20 protein-coding genes and 1 pseudogene are annotated in these 16,891 nt (G+C 53.0%); 10 read left to right on the top strand and 11 right to left on the bottom strand.

The window, feature by feature from the left end; genetic code table 11:
- The first annotated feature begins 26 nt into the window (after nt 1-26).
- The 9 genes and pseudogenes from LJU32_26705 to LJU32_26745 all read left to right on the top strand — a co-directional run bounded on the left by LJU32_26705 (nt 27) and on the right by LJU32_26745 (nt 7,284).
- Nucleotides 27-356: a hypothetical protein gene (locus tag LJU32_26705; GenBank protein WKV88849.1), complete on the top strand. Its 330-nt coding sequence runs from the start codon at nt 27-29 to the stop codon at nt 354-356.
- 26 nt (nt 357-382) lie between these two features.
- Nucleotides 383-865: a primase C-terminal domain-containing protein gene (locus LJU32_26710; GenBank protein WKV88850.1), complete on the top strand. Its 483-nt coding sequence runs from the start codon at nt 383-385 to the stop codon at nt 863-865.
- A gap of 100 nt (nt 866-965) precedes the next feature.
- Complete coding sequence (locus LJU32_26715) at nt 966-1,247, top strand: AlpA family phage regulatory protein (GenBank protein WKV88851.1); 282 nt, start codon at nt 966-968, stop codon at nt 1,245-1,247.
- A complete protein-coding gene (locus LJU32_26720; protein WKV88852.1) occupies nt 1,244-1,549 on the top strand; it encodes a hypothetical protein in 306 nt (101 codons plus the stop codon). Before LJU32_26715 ends, LJU32_26720 begins: the two co-directional genes overlap by 4 nt.
- Before the next feature lie 530 nt (nt 1,550-2,079).
- Nucleotides 2,080-2,364, top strand: coding sequence for a hypothetical protein (locus LJU32_26725; GenBank protein WKV88853.1), 285 nt, complete (start codon nt 2,080-2,082; stop codon nt 2,362-2,364).
- Nucleotides 2,361-2,633: a DUF3077 domain-containing protein gene (locus LJU32_26730; protein ID WKV88854.1), complete on the top strand. Its 273-nt coding sequence runs from the start codon at nt 2,361-2,363 to the stop codon at nt 2,631-2,633. The genes LJU32_26725 and LJU32_26730 overlap by 4 nt, the downstream gene beginning before the upstream one ends.
- Nucleotides 2,630-5,546, top strand: a pseudogene (locus LJU32_26735) (DUF927 domain-containing protein). The gene LJU32_26730 and the pseudogene LJU32_26735 overlap by 4 nt, the downstream one beginning before the upstream one ends.
- 215 nt (nt 5,547-5,761) lie before the next feature.
- The gene (locus LJU32_26740) at nt 5,762-6,604 is read left to right on the top strand and encodes a chromosome segregation protein SMC (GenBank protein ID WKV91212.1); all 843 of its coding nucleotides are present in this window, start codon (nt 5,762-5,764) and stop codon (nt 6,602-6,604) included.
- 314 nt (nt 6,605-6,918) lie between these two features.
- Nucleotides 6,919-7,284 carry a DNA binding protein gene (locus tag LJU32_26745; protein WKV88855.1) on the top strand — a complete coding sequence of 122 codons (366 nt, stop codon included), beginning with the start codon at nt 6,919-6,921 and terminating at the stop codon, nt 7,282-7,284.
- A gap of 188 nt (nt 7,285-7,472) precedes the next feature.
- Here LJU32_26745 and LJU32_26750 read toward each other — a convergent pair whose 3' ends face one another.
- From LJU32_26750 to LJU32_26785, 8 genes are all read right to left on the bottom strand, one after another.
- Nucleotides 7,473-8,039: a phosphotransferase gene (locus tag LJU32_26750; GenBank protein WKV88856.1), complete on the bottom strand. Its 567-nt coding sequence runs from the start codon at nt 8,037-8,039 to the stop codon at nt 7,473-7,475.
- A 67-nt stretch (nt 8,040-8,106) separates the two neighbouring features.
- Nucleotides 8,107-8,895, bottom strand: a complete 789-nt coding sequence (locus tag LJU32_26755) for a response regulator (protein ID WKV88857.1) — start codon at nt 8,893-8,895, stop codon at nt 8,107-8,109.
- A gap of 47 nt (nt 8,896-8,942) precedes the next feature.
- A complete protein-coding gene (locus LJU32_26760; protein WKV88858.1) occupies nt 8,943-9,809 on the bottom strand; it encodes a hypothetical protein in 867 nt (288 codons plus the stop codon).
- The gene (locus tag LJU32_26765; GenBank protein ID WKV88859.1) at nt 9,809-11,422 is read right to left on the bottom strand and encodes a hypothetical protein; all 1,614 of its coding nucleotides are present in this window, start codon (nt 11,420-11,422) and stop codon (nt 9,809-9,811) included. The genes LJU32_26760 and LJU32_26765 overlap by 1 nt, the downstream gene beginning before the upstream one ends.
- A gap of 23 nt (nt 11,423-11,445) precedes the next feature.
- The gene (locus LJU32_26770; protein WKV88860.1) at nt 11,446-11,646 is read right to left on the bottom strand and encodes an AAA family ATPase; all 201 of its coding nucleotides are present in this window, start codon (nt 11,644-11,646) and stop codon (nt 11,446-11,448) included.
- A 1,565-nt stretch (nt 11,647-13,211) separates the two neighbouring features.
- Nucleotides 13,212-14,021 (bottom strand): hypothetical protein, encoded by an 810-nt coding sequence (locus LJU32_26775; protein ID WKV88861.1) that lies wholly within the window; start codon nt 14,019-14,021, stop codon nt 13,212-13,214.
- A gap of 388 nt (nt 14,022-14,409) precedes the next feature.
- On the bottom strand, nt 14,410-14,766 hold the full coding sequence (locus LJU32_26780; GenBank protein ID WKV91213.1) for a hypothetical protein: 357 nt from the start codon (nt 14,764-14,766) through the stop codon (nt 14,410-14,412).
- A 171-nt stretch (nt 14,767-14,937) separates the two neighbouring features.
- Entirely contained in the window at nt 14,938-15,156 is a 219-nt protein-coding gene (locus LJU32_26785; protein WKV88862.1) for a DUF6429 family protein, read from the bottom strand.
- A 221-nt stretch (nt 15,157-15,377) separates the two neighbouring features.
- Here LJU32_26785 and LJU32_26790 point away from each other — a divergent pair, with 221 nt between their 5' ends.
- Entirely contained in the window at nt 15,378-15,707 is a 330-nt protein-coding gene (locus LJU32_26790; protein ID WKV88863.1) for a hypothetical protein, read from the top strand.
- A gap of 18 nt (nt 15,708-15,725) precedes the next feature.
- On the opposite strand, the gene LJU32_26795 is transcribed toward LJU32_26790, so the two are convergent.
- The 3 genes from LJU32_26795 to LJU32_26805 are packed head-to-tail and all read right to left on the bottom strand — an operon-like array spanning nt 15,726 to nt 16,888.
- Entirely contained in the window at nt 15,726-16,094 is a 369-nt protein-coding gene (locus tag LJU32_26795) for a PH domain-containing protein (protein ID WKV88864.1), read from the bottom strand.
- Between the two features lie 45 nt (nt 16,095-16,139).
- Complete coding sequence (locus LJU32_26800) at nt 16,140-16,397, bottom strand: hypothetical protein (GenBank protein ID WKV88865.1); 258 nt, start codon at nt 16,395-16,397, stop codon at nt 16,140-16,142.
- A gap of 41 nt (nt 16,398-16,438) precedes the next feature.
- The gene (locus tag LJU32_26805) at nt 16,439-16,888 is read right to left on the bottom strand and encodes a hypothetical protein (GenBank protein ID WKV88866.1); all 450 of its coding nucleotides are present in this window, start codon (nt 16,886-16,888) and stop codon (nt 16,439-16,441) included.
- Between the last annotated feature and the right edge of the window lie 3 nt (nt 16,889-16,891).

Here is a 16,891-nt window from a genome sequence, read left to right on the forward strand (position 1 = left end):
CGCGTTGCACGTCGAGAGCCATTCGCATGATTGATACCCACCCAATTTTGCACTCGGCGCTAACCGTTGGCCTGATCCAATATCTCTCAGAGCAGCCACTCTACGAGTTCTGCAATGAACAGATCACTGACGTGTGCGAACTGATAAATCAGTGTTGCATTCGCATCCAGACCGGCGACATCAGCAGCGACCTGAGCAGCATGTGCATCCAGACAACGATGCATGAGGAGGCTATTTTTCAGTACGCCTCAACCGACAAAAAAACCGTCTCGCGCATTGGGTTCGCCGATACAGCAAGTGTAATTCAGCATCGGAACGCGAGGCATATGCTGCCTACGTCATGGCATGCGCAGTAAAAGCGCTAAGCGCGCTAGCTGACTGGATGCGCTCCACCGAACAAGAGGCTTGGTCACATGTTGCCGAGCCTCCGACGGATTGGCCGTGGGACCTTTATTGTCAGGTTGTGGAAAGGCAGGTCGATCCTAACGAACGTATTGAGGCACTGGACCAGTACGTGCTGTTTTTGGAGCCCATAACATCCCTACCCTGCTTGATCAGTGACGAGCTGACCCCAATCGCTTACAGAGCCATCGAGAACGCCATCCGCACCAAGGGCGGCATCATCAGCGGGATGGAACGTAACGAAGAAATCGGCGCACGGAATACAGCAATTATTAGGCAAGGCCGACACTACGTCGCTAGCGGAATGTCACGGCGAGACGTGACCACGGCGGTTCACGCTTGGCTGAAACGGGAGGTATCCAAACCACTCAAACAGCGCGCTGAATGGGTGACACTGGAAACCGAAAAAGCACTAACCCGTAAAAGCGTGGAGGGAATCCTCAAGCGCAATTTTGTGGTGTGATCAATATTTCAATGTCATTTCAAATGGAAGTGAACTGCTCACCGCCGAGCAATCTCTAGACCATTGCTCTCGTTGTCCAAATCAATCGAGAGCAATACCTATGAACACCTCTGTCACCGATTTTCCCCGCAAGACTCCCGCCAACGCTGCCTCACTTTTTGATGCCGCTTCCACGTTAATCCGCATGCGGGAGGTGGAAGGCATCGTGGGGATAAAACGTTCGACCATCTACAAACTGATGCAGCGCACCGACTGCGGCTTTCCGCAGCCCGTCAAACTGAGCAACAGCAACGCACGCGGCGCCCCTGTCGCCTGGGTGCTTTCCGAAGTTCAAGCGTGGGCGCGCAGCCGCATCGAGGCACGTGATCAGGTGGCTGCATGAGCCACAAGACCGCAAACAACGCTTTGATGCACCCCTTTTCCGTGTTGCGTCGGATCGGTTTTTCGTCTCGCGTCATGCAGCGTCTTGAACGCTACCGCAGCCAGCAGGACAGGCAAGGTCGCGTTGTTAGCGTGCTCAGCTGGGCCGACGGTACCTGGTGCGCCCTCTCCCTCCATTGCGAAAAGACCGGGGCCGTTGTCGTCGACGAAGGCCAGCAAGTCGACGCCTACGAAGACGCCCGCTCCATGCTCAGCGGCGGATTTCTGCCCCTTCTTTCCCTGCGCTGGGAAGCCCATGCCTGAAACAAAAACGCCTCCGGGGACGATCCGGAGGCGTTGAGGTCAATCTACATGCACAAACAATTTATGCCGCACCTGAAAAATCCGCAAGCCATCAGCGCAGTTGCACTTTCGAAAAACGGACGTTACTCTCTGGCCGTCGCTGCAAAATCAGCGACCGGGTTTGGCGACCCGAGTTTAAGAAGGCGCACAGGCGCCCCCATCTCGATTGCAGGCGCTTTTTTGTGCCCGCATTCCTGCTTTATGGCGGCTGTGCGTGGGAGACCTTCGGGTCTGCCGGGTTCCTTCTTACCCGGTTCGCCAACCTGCGCACAGCTGCCACCCCAATTCGTTTGGCGACGAATCGTGGCAGTTCCCACTTAAGAAGGAGCTCCACCCATGCACGCCCTCAATCCGTCCAAAATTCGCGCTGCTGCACATCGTGCAATGGCTCTCGCCGCTTTACACGCCAACTCCAGTCTCGCTACACGCCTCTCCCGCTACAACGCTCACATAGCCAAAGCCCGCGCGCTCGAAACCGCAGGCGGTGCCCAATGAACAACGCCCTGAGTTTTGCCCTGCCCGAAGATCTGCTTTGCGTGAACCCAACTGCCGAAGCCGGTGTACCCATCGACGCCATCACCTGCGCCATTGACCGCGCTGACTCGGTACTCACGCTGCTTGAGGATCACTTCGAAAACGAATCCTCGCGCCTCGCCAATCACGTCATTGCCGCCGTCCTCTGGGACGTACGCGGCACCCTCGGCCTGATCAAAACACTGGCCATGCACGGTGACAACACTTCTACGCCTACAGTGCAGAAAGGTGGTGCGCTATGACCACCTCCACCACGCTGGGTCATGCCACCTTTTCCCGTGTCAATGCCACTGACCTCAAGCTGTTTCGCGTCAACGCCGGCGTGCCAGTCGAGGACGCACTAGAAATGGTGTCGTTGCTTCAGCATCACGCGAATCAACTCAATTTCGACGCTGCCATGAGTGACAACGGCGAGCGTTTCAGTTGGCCCGCCCTATACCTGGGCGAGATGGCCAAAGCATTGATCGACGACATCAACGACGCACTGTTTCTGCCGAGGGCTGACACATGAGCCAGCGCCCGAACAGCACTGCGAAACGTCCAAGCTTCGCCGACGTGAAAGCCGCCGCGCTGACAGACATTGATCGTGTCTTGTCGCATTGGCTGCCCAACGGCAAGCGCGTCGACGGCGGCAAGGAATACACGGCCCCGAATCCGACCCGCAGCGACAAGCGCGCCGGATCGCTCAAGGTCAGTTTGAGCAAGGGCACCTGGGCGGATTTTGCTACCGGCGACAAAGGCGGCGACCTGATCGATCTGGTGCGCTATCTCGACGGCGGCACCGACGTTGAAGCCTGCCACAAACTGGCCGACTGGCTGAACGTTGCGCCCGGCGTCGCCAAGACGAAAGCAGCACCGAGCAATCCCAAGGCAGCAACATGGAACGCCATCCAGCCGATCCCTACCGAGGCCATGAACAAGTGCCCGGCCAAGCACCGTGATCACGGTGTGCCGTCCAAGGTGTGGATCTACCGTGACGCGCAGGGGCAGCCCCTCATGGCGTTGTATCGCTTCGACCTTGGTCCGGATGAAGACGGCAAGCCGAAGAAGGTCTTTGCGCCCCTGACGTGGTGTCAGCGTGCCGATAGCCAAACCAAACAATGGCGCTGGCAGGGTCTGCCGGATCCGCGTCCGCTGCTGCGCCTTGATGAACTGGCCCAGCGCGCTGACTCACCGGTGGTTCTGTGCGAAGGCGAGAAAGCTGCGGATGCCGCCGCCGAGTTGCTGCCGGACTACGTGGCCACCTGCTGGCCGAACGGCTCCAACTCTTGGCACAAAGCCGACCTGACGCCGCTCAAGGGACGCGACGTTTTTGTGGCCGGACAACGACGACAGCGGTAAAGCCTGCATGGTCACCGTTGCCGAAAAGCTGCGCGAAATCGGCGCCGCCTCGGTCCGGGTCATCGCGCTGGAGGTGTTCAAACGCAAGCCGACGCTGAAGAACGACCGCGCCGCGTTCGCAAAAGGTGGTCAATGGGATGACGGCGACGATGCCGCCGATGCGCTCGCAAAAGGCTGGACCGCCGGCCACTTCACCGCGCTGGAAAACGGCGGCGAGCTGTTCGGTGTGATCGAGGAAAAGCCGGTAGTTGCCCAGGTGAAACCCGAGTCGGAACCGCAGCCGGAAGCGAAACCCAAAGCAGCGGCCAAGCGACCGGCAAAATCGAAAAACGACCTGATGCCCGGTGGCTTTCGCCTGACACCCGAAGGCGTGTTTTATGCCGGCGATGACGGCGAAGCACGCCCTGTGTGTTCGCCGCTGGCAATCCTTGCGCGCACCCGTGACGAGAAGGGCCACAACTGGGGTTTGCTGGTTGAGTTCGACGACCCCGACGGCACCAAGAAACGCTGGAACATCCCGGCACGCACCATGACCGGCGACTTCGGTAAGGACGTGCTAGGCCCGTTGGTGGATATGGGATTGCGTCTGGCCGGCAGTCGTTCGGGGCGTAACGCACGCAACGATTTGCAGAGTTACCTGGGCGGCTTCGACAGTGCTCAACGTGCGCGACTGGTCACCCGTTTGGGCTGGCATGACAACGCCTTTCTGTTGCCTGAGCAGCAGGTCGGCATGCACGCGGAACACCTGCACTTTTATGAAGCCGGCGCGCAGCTTCCGCCGATCAGCGAAGCGGGCACGCTCGAACAATGGCAGCAGCAGATCGGCGCGCTGTGCATCGGCAATCATCGCTTGGCGTTTGTCGTCGGTGTGGCCTTCGCCGGCCCCCTGCTGCACATGCTCGGCCACGAATCGGGAGGTTTTCACCTGTACGGCGACAGCTCGGGCGGCAAGACCACGCACCTGCAGGTTGCCGCCTCGATCTACGGTGGGCCCCGTCTGGTGCGCTCGTGGCGCTCGACCGACAACGCGCTGGAGTCGATCGCTGCCGCACATTCCGACGGGCTTCTGGTGCTCGATGAAATCGGCATGTGTGATGCCCGCATCATCGGCGAGACGGTGTACATGCTCGGCAACGGCACCGGTAAGGCCCGCGCCAATGATCGAGGCCAAGCAGGCCGGCAGGTGCAGGAATGGCGCCTGCTGTTTCTCTCTACCGGCGAGAAGACCTTGGCCCAGCACATGGCCGAAGCCAACAAGGAACTGAAAGCCGGTATGGAGGTGAGGATGCTCGCCGTCCCGGCCGATGCCAGCAAAGGCCTTGGCATGTTCGACACGCTCAACGGTTTCGAGGATGCCGCCGCCCTGTCCGACGCGCTCAAGGCGCGGGTAGCGAACTACTACGGCACCCCGCTCACCGCGTTCCTGTCTGCGCTGTGCGAACCCGGCAAGCGCCACGGCTGGGCGGCAATCCTGCGCCGCACATTGGAAGGCTTTATTGCCCAAGCGCTACCCGCCTCTGCCAGTGGTCAGGCACACCGTGCTGCGGCCCGCTTCGGCCTTGCAGCGGCCGCCGGCGAGTTGGCCACCGCGATGGGAATCACCGGCTGGCCGGACGGCACGGCCACCACCGCCGCACGTGTGTGCTTGAACGCCTGGCTCCACGAGCGCGGCGGCGCCGGTAACTTCGAAGGCGACGCGATCTTGGCGCGGCTGCGCCAGGTCATAGAGCGCTTCGGTGAAAGCCGTTTCACTCGCTGGGAATCGGCAGCGGCCAAGATCGATGAACACGGTCCGCGCACCATCGACCGCCTAGGTTTTCGCAAGACGCTGGAGCACGGCATGGGCGACACCATGCACACCACCAACACCTATTACGTGCTGCCGGAGGCATGGCGCTCCGAAATCTTCCGGGGCATGAACATCAACGCCGTGAACAAGGAGTTGTTGCAGCGCGGCGTGCTGGAGCCGGCCAGCGATGGCAAGGCATCGAGTCTGGTCCGATTGCCCGGACTTGGGCCCCAGCGCTGCTACATCGTGAAGAGGATTCCGGGAACGGATGAGAGCGAGGCTCGGGCTGCCTGAAGGCACGTCCGCTGATCGAGGTAGCGCCGGCTTATTCCCGGCCTCGCCAGCCGCTCATTCAACCCAAACCCATTTTTGAAGGAACAAGACAGATGAACGAATTCCACGCTTCTACCGAAAAACACGAACTGCTCAGCCGCGAGACCACCGGGCTGGCACGGCCGGTTTCGGACGACGCTGCCGCGACCGGTCATTGTGACAAGAAACAACGGTTGATCGACGAGATCAACCATCTGACCGCCCAACGCGATAAACACCTGAGCGTCGCTGAACAGCACCACACCAAGATGGCGCCGTTGGAGGCGCTATTGGAAGGCGACGAAGTCATCGAGGAGGAACGGCTGACCGAAATCCGCAAGGAGCACAGCAGCCTGAAAGTTCCTTACGACGCCAGTAAGCACCGTGCCTGGCTGCTCGATGCGAAGATCACTCGCCGCGAGAAACTGCTCAATCATGAAACCCTGATGGCGGGTTACACCGAGTCGATGGCGAACTGGAAAGCCGACGAACAAGAACTCAATGAAAAACGCGACAGCCTCAGCACCCGCTTGGCGCAGATCCAGCAGCAAGCGGAGGACGACATGACCAAGGCCCGGCAAGCCGAAACCGATGCCGCCACCGCCTACGCGCAGGCCGTGGCCTGGGGCGATACCGAGGGCGAAAAGAACGCCAATGCCGACGCGCAGAAGGCCGCGAAAAACCTCGCAACGGCGACCGAACTCAATCGTCGCCAGCACCTGATCATCACTGCGTTGGAACAGGAACTGGCCATCGTCGACCAGCACATTGCCGAGGCGCAGAGGGAATACAGTTCGACCCAAAAAACAGCGATGTACCTTGCCCGCACTGTGCTTGAAGAACAGTGGAACGAACAAGCGCAAGCGCTGATGGAGCTGGGCGGTAAGCTGTGGGCTACCGAAGGGATGCTTGGAGGCGAACACCTAAGCCTGATGAAGCTGGTACTTCCAAAAGAAGGCGAAGACTTCCACAGCTGGAACTGGCGCGAACTGTTGGAGCGATCCCGCCAATACAGCGTACAAGACGTCCTTTCACTGTAACTCGCTGAGCCACCGAAACAGCCTACGCAGGTAGGCTGTTTAAACCTCCACAGGCTACAAAATGATCATTCAAATAGACCTCAGAAACACTCCCAACTGGAAAGACCTACTGAAAGCACGAATAGACGCCTTAAAGGAAATTCTGGAATTCGTGGACAAACCCCGCATAAAAACGAAAGTCGAGATTCTCACCGTAAAATTGATCAAGGCCGAGATCATTAGCATACGAGAGTATCTGAAACTGTCAGAATAGCGCTGAACTTATGAGCCGCATGAACATTCAAACCTTCATCAAACAAACATAGGAAACAAACATGTCCAAACTTGCCGAATACCGTCAGTTGGAAAAACACCTCGCCGAGCAGCTCCAGGCACTGGAAGCGCTGAAGGGCGATTCCGGCTTGAAGAAAGAAATTGAGTTCGAAACCAAGCTGCGCGAACTGTTGGATCAGTACGGCTTTAGCCTCAAGCACATCATCAACCTGCTGGACCCACAGAGCACGAAGCGAAATCAAACGCCGGTTGCTGCACCAGGCAAACGCAAGCCTCGCGAGCTGAAAGTCTACAAAAACCCGCACACCGGTGAAGTGGTGGAGACAAAAGGAGGCAATCACAAGATGTTGAAGGAGTGGAAAACCAAGCACGGTGTCGATGAGGTCGAAAGCTGGCTGAGTAAATAATGCTAGTTTGATAAAAGGCCTCTTCTGAGGCCTTCTTCAATATTCGAATGTTATATTTTCTTATCCGCTGCCATTTCCACAGTAGCGCCCGACTGAAGTGATTGCCACAACATCATAGCACCTAAAAATTAGCCGATTGCTTATTCGAATCAAGCCCGAAATCGCTCACTCGTACGCCAATTTAAAAATCACCCCTTCGAACTGATTTTATCAACAATTTTCGATAGAAGCCTTAAAGTAGTTTCTGGCTTCACCGTGTCATACTTTAACTGCCTTACGACGAAGGCATAAGCGCCAGCCAATACAGACTCATCATTGGGTCCCAAGTCATGAGCCCATTCCCTACAGTATTCTATTACTTCTTTCAAAGGATTGGATTCGACATAGGCATCCATATTTGGCCATTTATCAATTACCTTCTCCAACTCTTGAGCGATACCCAAACTTTGACCATCAGGATGAAATAACATGCTTAGCTCAAGCGTGATCGGATCAAGGCAAGTATACCCAGGACCAACGTCCCCGAAGTCGATAAGTACCGGTGAAAATTTATCATCCACCAGAATATTCCCGCCGTGTAAATCCCCATGTGTACAAGATGACGATATCGCTACAGTAGCGAGTTCCAACTCAATTAAATGTTCCAATTTAAATTTTTTTACAATACTAGCAAAACCCTCATCAGAAAGGACTCTCCGCCTCACATCAGAAAGAAGAATCTTTTCGACCTTGCGAGCATCTGACCAGCGACTCAAGGCCTCGCGAACTTTAATTAACACCCCTGGCGCAGCAGATGGCTTCTTTATGAGCACATCAAAAAAGTTAACTTATACTCATCCGCCAGGAGTAAAAAATCCCCGAAAAACCTCTCAACCCCATGCAATGGTAACTTAACACCGGAGCAAACGCTCCCAGCCTCAAGTGCTTTACTTCAGCCTCATAAGCTGCTATTTCCTTATCTACATGTTTAATCAAACCAAGCTTACCAACACACTCCAATCTCACATGGCCAGCACCATCATAAACAGCAATCTTTAAAACAATTGCATCAGACAAGCCACCTAACCGATGGATCTTACACGAAACACCGCCATTTGATCGGGTAAAGACCTTTAAGGTTCTTTTTTGCTCGTCGGAAAGATCAATCTGCTTTCCACCTTTATTTATAATTACTTCGTCAGTCTCAGTAATCTGCGCCGCGAAGGTTTTTATTTTGTTGAATAAGGCTAAAGCATCCTCCTTAAGAAAATAATCAACTGTCGGTACCGACTGACCTGTGCCCCACAAATCAATACTTTGACCTTGGCGCACCAAATTAATTAAAAAAACACCCGGCTCAGAAGCAGTCAATATATAAACCGGCGTACCCGGAGCCACACTACGAGCGTGATAAAAAACTGATTGACCATGCTCCAACTCAAGATCAAACGCATCATCTATTGTTGGAATCTCTAAATCCAAAATTACAACATCAAAGAATTGCTCATTCAGAAAATCAACTGCACTCTTGCGACTTTCCGCGATTTCTACAAACGTATTCCCCAACTTTAAAATAGTGTCCCGCAATGTAGCAGCATAAGATTTATTATCTTCAACCAGTAGAATTCTCATATTCCCTATACCATCTCAATTCAAATATGGCGCCGCCTTCGAGGCTGTTAGAAACCAGCAGCTCTCCTCCATAGCTCGCATCGCATATTGAGCAGTTGCCAAACCATACCCCATATGCTGCTCGCCCCCGTGCTATGTTCATTCTTTTTACTACTGACCCCTACTCGAAGGGCGTCTGAGGGATTACCGGTGAACCCTGGACCTGAGTCCAATATAACCAAATAATTCTCATTTCCCGCCCTACCCCAATTTACTACGATTTCTGGAGGTTCTAACTTGCTGCCCTGGGCAACCGCTTCTCGAGCATTCCTCAGACCGTTAACGATGGCAAGTAATAGTGACCCTCGATCAGCCACAATCTGAAAGGTATCTGGGCCTGCAAACTGCACATTTATGTTGGCAAATTCTTTTCGATCAGCCGAGTAAATCTCGCTGATTAGCTCGGGCAAATCAAATTCGGAATAATTAGGTTTAGCAGATGCTTTTTTCAAATTCCTGATAGCTTTTAAAAGATCTGTCAACCTAGTGACTACTTTGTTTGTATCAGAGCTTTCGAAATCGGAAAATTCAATACTTGCTGACAATTTTAACTGGCCAATAACTGCTCCGAACTCATGCAGGATAGTACTCGTTACATCTTCAACGGCCCTAGCCATGATGCTTCGCACCATGCGTTCGGAAGGTTCGGATTGCTCGGCCTCCACATCGGAGTCTTGATTTACTACTGAAACCTCTACAGCCTTGATAGCCGTGAGTAGAGCCAACTTAGTCCATGAAACGGTCTCTCTTTGGAAAGCTGCCCTCAAGAAAGAGGGGCTTACTGAGTGAGGATTTGCTGCGAAAAATCTCGCGGCCCGCAAACGGACGTCAGGATTTTTCGATAAGATACTTATTTCGGCCTCATCGAGATTCATTAAAATTCATGACTCTGATAGAAGGAAGCTCTACTCTGGAATGCTTTCTTTCCGCCTTCCATGACATTTGTAATAGCCTGTACAGCTTCTTCGTCATTTAGCGATTTACACACCTGAACATAACCATGACGTCCATCCGAAGTCATCTCTATTATCAAGTCCGCTTCTCCCAGCACAGGTATATTTGCATTGTGAGTCGATAAAATAACTTGCCCCGAACCTCGTCTTTCCAGCAATGCCTTAATGACAGTGCTAGCTATAAACGCGTTATCCAGATGATCTTCAGGCTGATCAATAATCAACGTACGATCTCTGTGCTGCAATACAATCGATAAAATCACGGTACAACGCTGACCAGCTGAAAGCGACGCGACATCTTTATAAGACGTGCCATCTAAAAGTTGCAACTTAATGCTATCTTCGATCTCGCACGTAACAATTCCTGCGACACCGTATTCATTTAGGTGAGTCAATAGCCTTGCAGCACGATCGACCGGAATACCCACTATTTCTGAAAGAGTGATATAGTCGTAATCATCCACAAACTCCATAAGCTCTCGTGGACTCACCTTTCCTGATAAGCTAGCGGCAAGCTCGTTATATTTCATCCCGCTACCTCTTAGAGCGTCAGCAATTTCCCTCGTATATTCTAAATACTGTGCAGATCGCTCTAACTCAACTCGTATATGAGGCGACAAGGACAGATTTATTCGATCAATAATCTGCTGTCGCAGCGATGCTTTACGATCTTGCAGAGCTGCAAGCTCATCAAGTTTCTCGTTTCTTTTAGAACGCAGCGATAAAAGCCTGTTTTTGCGTTCAGTTAAAAGTTTTTGCCGCGACTGAATTTGAGCCGTATTTGCTTTAAGAATATTAATTTGACGTGCGAGCGTACCAGCGCCTTCTGCGTTTTTCTCAAGCTCCGCTCTAAGAGCTCGAGATCGCTTCTCAGACTCCATCTGATCAACACGTACTTTATCAACCTTTTCAGATGCTCGCTTTCGCATCAAATCAAATTTGCTTAGAGCACTATTCAGTTCATTTATAGCATCTAAATAATTCGGACGAAGGTCAGCTAGCGGATCCGAACCTGAACCATTATCCCAAGCTTCTAATCCAAAATCCTCAAATAGTCTATCTTCTAGAGCTCGAAACCAGTCTTCCGCCAACTCATTAAACCTCACCAGCACATCTTCTTGGACGGCGAGATTAGATACATGCACACTTAACGCACTCAGCTGAACTTGCTTAGCAACAACATCGTCGGTCGCACCCTCATATTGTTTTTGTTCTTGCTCCAGAAGTAAGATTTTCTTTGCAATTGACTCGTACTGTTCGACACCCTCGCTCAAACTCGAAAGTTCTCCTTCCAGGGCTCCGATCTCTTTATAAAGAGACTTTACAACACTTGCAATAGCTGCCTGTTCGTTACGTATAGAATTGCGATCAGTAATAAAACCGTCTATTAAACTAAGGCGCCCGCTATCACTCAAGCCAACTGTTTCGATCTCTGTTTGGGATAGAATAATAGGCATTGTGAATGTCGAGCTGGCACGAGACTCCTCTTCACCAGCGCCTCGTGAGATCGTGACATCATCCACCAAGTCAGACATTGTTACAGTTACTTCACCATCCTTTAGTACTTCACGAGCGTGCTCCAACGACCTTTTTTTGATTCCACCGTCAAACTTTTTGTACTTAAAGCATAACGAATTAGCTCAATGACAGAGGTTTTACCTGTTCCCCTGGCGCCTATTAATACGTTTAACCCCGGAGAGAACGGAATATCAACCCCATCGAGAAATCCGCCTTCAATTTGAATTCGATTAATATCCACTTCCTCTCCTTTGCATTAATCACTGTAAACGAGAAGGCGCATTGATTACGCTTCTGAACCGATCTGTATCATAGCCGCTTAACTAGCTCTGCCGCATTCAAAAACTGCCACTCGAAGCCCGTTGACGCTAGCGATACGATTTTCTACGCCAGCGCTATCTTCAGTCTGCATAAAATGCCAAGGGAATAGCTCCTCTTTCGGCCAACGTCATCCCTACCAGGTGGTGAGATGAGAGGCTAGGGCCGGGCAGCTAATGAGAGTTGAAGCTCAGCCTCTCTACCTTACAGTCCCAGCGGGCCTGCTGAAGGATCTCAGAGCTTCCCACTCTCCCTCATCCAACAACCCGTACCCACGTACTCTCTATAGCCGTCCCCGATGGTTGTAAAGATTTTCTAGCGGGGTGCGACGTACGTAAAAACCCGTCAAAGAGACTCGAACCTGTACCGCATTCAATTTCTTCGGACCTCCTAAGCTCTATCTCCGGTGTTAGCACCAAACAAAATCCGAGACTAGCTCCCTTTTTCTTCGCGTAACACAGACCGCCCCAGTAACACAGACATCTACCGCCTGAAAAAGGCGTGTTACTAGGAGAATAGTCAATGATTACAGATAGTTATCTTCTTTTGATACACCTGTAACCTGCGTTACACGGGTTTTCAGCGGGCTCCCCCTACTCCCCGGAGAGGGCCTGTTCCCCCAGCGAGGAAAGGGCAATCAATGGTAAGTCTTAGGCCTTCCCTAGACTTACCATTGATACGCGGAGTCGACCATCCGGTGAACCTTTTTGGTGGATGGGCGAACCGGGTAACCCCACAATTTATTAGTTAAATGCGCAGTGCAGGATGTTGGGGGACAGATAGGGCCCCTGAGTATTTCTGGATGACACGTGGCATGAAAACCGCGTGATCTCGGTAGATGACATTTTTTACATTGGTTGACAGCCGACTTGGTTGACGGCCCAAAGCCAGCACAATCAGCAACACCAACGGCATTGATACAAATCAGGTAACTACGCCCTTTTTTCAACGAATCCTTTCGATTTCAATGACTGAAATTTCAGTAAGCTGGGGAGCTTGCCGCTAACAAGATCCCGCGGGTTTCCGACCCCGTGTGCGCCAGATAACCACAGGGTCCCCAGTGGTTTTTTCCATGCATACCGGCACATCACCTGGAGGCCGGCCGGACAAATTTCCTTGAGACCCATCCCTCGATCTCTAGCCCTTCATGCTTGTAGGTAACGAGCAACCAGTCCCGGTTAGCCGAATCGATTACCTCGAGAGCAGCAAACTTCGGAAGGGTTAAAATTACATCGGATCTCATGCCAGGCTCCTCGCGGAGATTTACCGCTTCTACCTTTGTCAGACGAAAGCTGCGCCTCAAGTCTGCAGGCATATCGCACATCGCACTACGCACTACCTTGCGCGCCTGCGCTAATGACTCGAACGCTTGGAGCCGTTCCTGCACATCGCATACTGATTCGCGAAAATCATTCCACTTTGCCATTTCGGTATAGAACGTATGTAGGGCAGCAAGAAACAAAATCAAAAATGCCATCGCTTGGACGGTCAGTTTTTGATTACTACCTTCGTTCTGCAGCGACTGAACAATTTCAGCCTCAACGTCCTTTGAAGCAGAAAGAGCTCCAGCACTACCATATTCCGCTTGGCCGAGACCATCGAATGTGGTTGTACCGTCGCCCTCACACTCACCAATAAGGGACTCAATTTTTTCGGATCAGTTGCTACCAGTAAATTGAAAATTGGAGAAGCCTGGAGGGTCTCAAAGCTTCCTAGAATTGACCTCAAAGAGAGAGAAGAGGCGCTTGTATCTACCACCGCCATCATCGCTTTTAGCGAGTCCGACGGTTGTAGCATTCTTTCTATAGCTGTCAGTGCTGCCTGATATTTGCGGGTAGGAGCTATCGCTTTCTCATAGGCGTCGAGCGCTGCCTGATACTTGCGAGTAGGAGCCATCGCTTTCTCCATCGCGTCCAGTGCTGCCTGATACTTGCGTGCAGGAGCCATCGCTTTCTCATAGGCGTCGAGCGCTGCCTGATACTTGCGGGTAGGAGCCATCACTTTCTCGATCGCGTCCAGTGCTGCCTGATACTTGCGTGTAGGAGCCATCGCTTTCTCATACGCGTCGAGCGCTGCCTGATACTTGCGGGTAGGAGCCATCGCTTTCTCAATCGCGTCCAGAGCTGCCTGATACTTGCGTGCAGGAGCCATCGCTTTCTCATAGGCATCGAGGGCTGCCTGATACATGCGGGTAGGAGCCTTCGCTTTCTCCATCGCGTCCAGTGCTGCCTGATACTCGTGAGTGGGAGGAAGTTGCGGCTCATCCTCCAGCTGCTTACCGTATTCCTCGCCCGTCATCGAATCGCTCCCTAGTGAAAAAAGTAGATGTCGCAGAGCAGAAACGAGCCGTGCTGATGCGAAGCTTGCGTAGTATATGCAAGGTGGTGAGGAGCAAGTCCTTATGCAGAAACAAGCATTTTGTATCCCTACTTGTATCCCTTCGTTTAAAACAGCTCTACAGACCACAGCCCTTATGGAACACTCGAGTCTCCCTCAGGGCACCAACACAAGGAAAAAGGTCTTGCGAAAGCAAGGCCTTTTTTCGTCTGGACGAAAGTGGTAGGTGCAATGCCTACTACTAAAACGCCCGCCTGACGATTGAGCTTGAAGCGACCTGAATCACCGCATCGCTGAAACAAAAGGTGGCTTTTACCATCGAGGAATGCCAAACCGCGTGAAACCGTCCTCATAGCCTAGAGGCTATCTCCTTCCACATGTAGTCATAATTGTATTCCAGCCAACGTACCAACAGTTTGTCGTACTGCCTGCGAAACCAATTGCGCCGTCGCGCCGCGAGCCTCTCCTCTATCTGGGATCTGAGCCAATCAGGGTCGAACCCAGTCCATACAGTGGGCAGAACTGCAGCAATGTTTGTGAAACACACTGGTGCTACTTCTGAATAAAAAATCTTGTAGAGCACCGCTGGATCAACGCCCTTGAGCTGACGAACGACGTAGTCGTAATCAGTGGGGAAATGATTGAAAGGCTCTGATAAGGCATCTCTGACTCTAGTCAGTTGTGGTTCATTCAGAAGATGTCCCAATGCAAAAATCCTCCGATTCCTTATCCAGTAACTCGCTACCGTTTCGCCTGCAGATCTGCGTGTAACCGCACCGACGACAATCGTATGCATATCGCCATGGCGAGCCATGGCCAAAACTGACGTCATCTTGCCGAGCAACAGCTCAAGTCCAGAATCGGGCGCTTGCCCAACCTACTCCTTAGCCCCAAACATCCGCTCAGCAATCTCCCGCCCCCGCTCCACCCCTTCCTTCGTCAACCATATCGACTTGTTCCTGTTCACCGGATTACTGATCAAACCCTGCGCGTGCAAGCGGTTCATGATTTCGAAGTCATAGCCCTTCCACGCATTGCCGTCGTCGGAGCTATAGGCTGCCAGGAGAGCAAGGACGGCGTCGTCGATCAGTTTCATGTCGTATTCCATGATGGTCACTCCGCTGATGTTCAGTGTTTGTAATCAAAGCGTCGTATCAAAGTGGATGTCAATGCTGCGCGAGCTTGTAGGTTTTAGATGCCCGATTGCTGGTTGCCTCGCATGCGATCCCCGCCCGTATAATCACGTCCGCACGTCAAACCTCCTCTGGCGTTTCGCGCATTGGTTTCAAGCCCTCCACTTCACTGACAGACATCCCCATGGAAACCTCACTGGAAACCGTCGCCCTTTTCTCCCTCAAACTCGCCTACGAAGAAGAGGGCCTGAGCCCGATCCTGCGCGATGACATGGTCATGGGCGATTACCAGAAAGATGTTTTCGAGTTACTGGTGAAACGCGGCGATGTCGAGGCCATTCAGTTCAAGATGAACGAATGCCTGAACCTGGCGCTGAATGCTTTGGGCGGGGTCGAGAAGCCGTTGGGGCGGGAGTTGCGCAAGTTGTCGGCGGAGTTGGCTCAGGCGCGGTCGCTGGAGCAGTTGGGTCAGCCGCTGCTCGCGCTGAAGCTGTATTTGCGCGACATTCTTTGAGTGCCGCGCAATCGATGCTTACAGCAGATAGCTCGAGATGTACTTGGAAATTTCCACCATCGAGGTCTTGCCGGTGAATTCGAATTTCACTTTGCCCAGCGACGAAAAGTAGATCTCGAGTTCCGAATCCAGATCGAAGGTGCCCGAAGTTTCCACGGAGTAGGCGACGATGTTTTTGTAGGGCAGTGAGGTGAAATCCTTTTTGCTGCCGGTGATGCCCTGGACGTTGACGGCGATGATGCGTTTGTTGGTGAAGACCACGCCGTCACGCATCGCTTTGTAGGAATCGATGACTTGTTCGCCTTCCAGTAGCAGCGCGGTGACGCGCTCGGCGTACTCATCGTTCTGCTTGAGTTTGAAGAAGCCTTTGTTATTGAAGTCGATCATGTGTCCATCCTCTTGCTTGAGAAAATATCCTGGTATTTCTTTAAATCAGCGACGTGCCTTCAGCACTCTAATATCCGTTGGAAAGCCGTCAGCGCCAGCCAGTTTTTTCAAGCCCATGTATTGAAACTCACCATTGGGATCAATGTAGTCGCCCTTCTCTGCTTGCCCGCCGCCAACTATCGCAACACGCTTCACTTCGCCGCAGCCGCCATCCGACGGTCGCACCGTGTAGATCACATAGGGCTTCACGTATTGCGTGGCGCGGAAGTATTGGCCGCAGATTTCGTCGACGGTGATCAGCATGGTTTTCAGGCGGGCTTCGCCGTCGGTGTCTTCGTGCAGTTTCAGAAAGGAGATGTCGCCGACGTCGCTGTAGCCGAGGGAACGGGCGCGTTGGTAGGCGGGGAGTTCTTGTGCGCAATACGGCCCTCCTCCACACCCCGTTGCATTTGCGCGGCGAACTCGGCTTTGCCTTGGGCCAGGGTTGCCTCGGCGTGGGCGGCGACGTTTTCGCAGTGGGTGTACTCGCTGGAGTCGAGGTGTTGCGGTAGAAGGTTAAGGCGACGCTCGTTCATGGAGGCGAGGCTGTCTTGCAGGCCCGACGTGGCTGCATAGGCAGCGGAGACGCGACCGCTCTGGACGTCGGCGATTGTCTCCTGCATCCGCTGGCAATTGGCGAGGTAGTAATTCCAGCTGGCTTGCGGGTGTTCTTGCGCGAAGCTGAAGGTCGGGGTGATGACGGCGACAAGGGTGAGGGCGCCGAGCAGTGGCAGCAAACGGGCTGTGGAAAACATGGG

The sequence above is a fragment of the Pseudomonas sp. B21_DOA genome (assembly GCA_030544685.1).
Classification (GTDB): domain Bacteria; phylum Pseudomonadota; class Gammaproteobacteria; order Pseudomonadales; family Pseudomonadaceae; genus Aquipseudomonas; species Aquipseudomonas fluorescens_AO.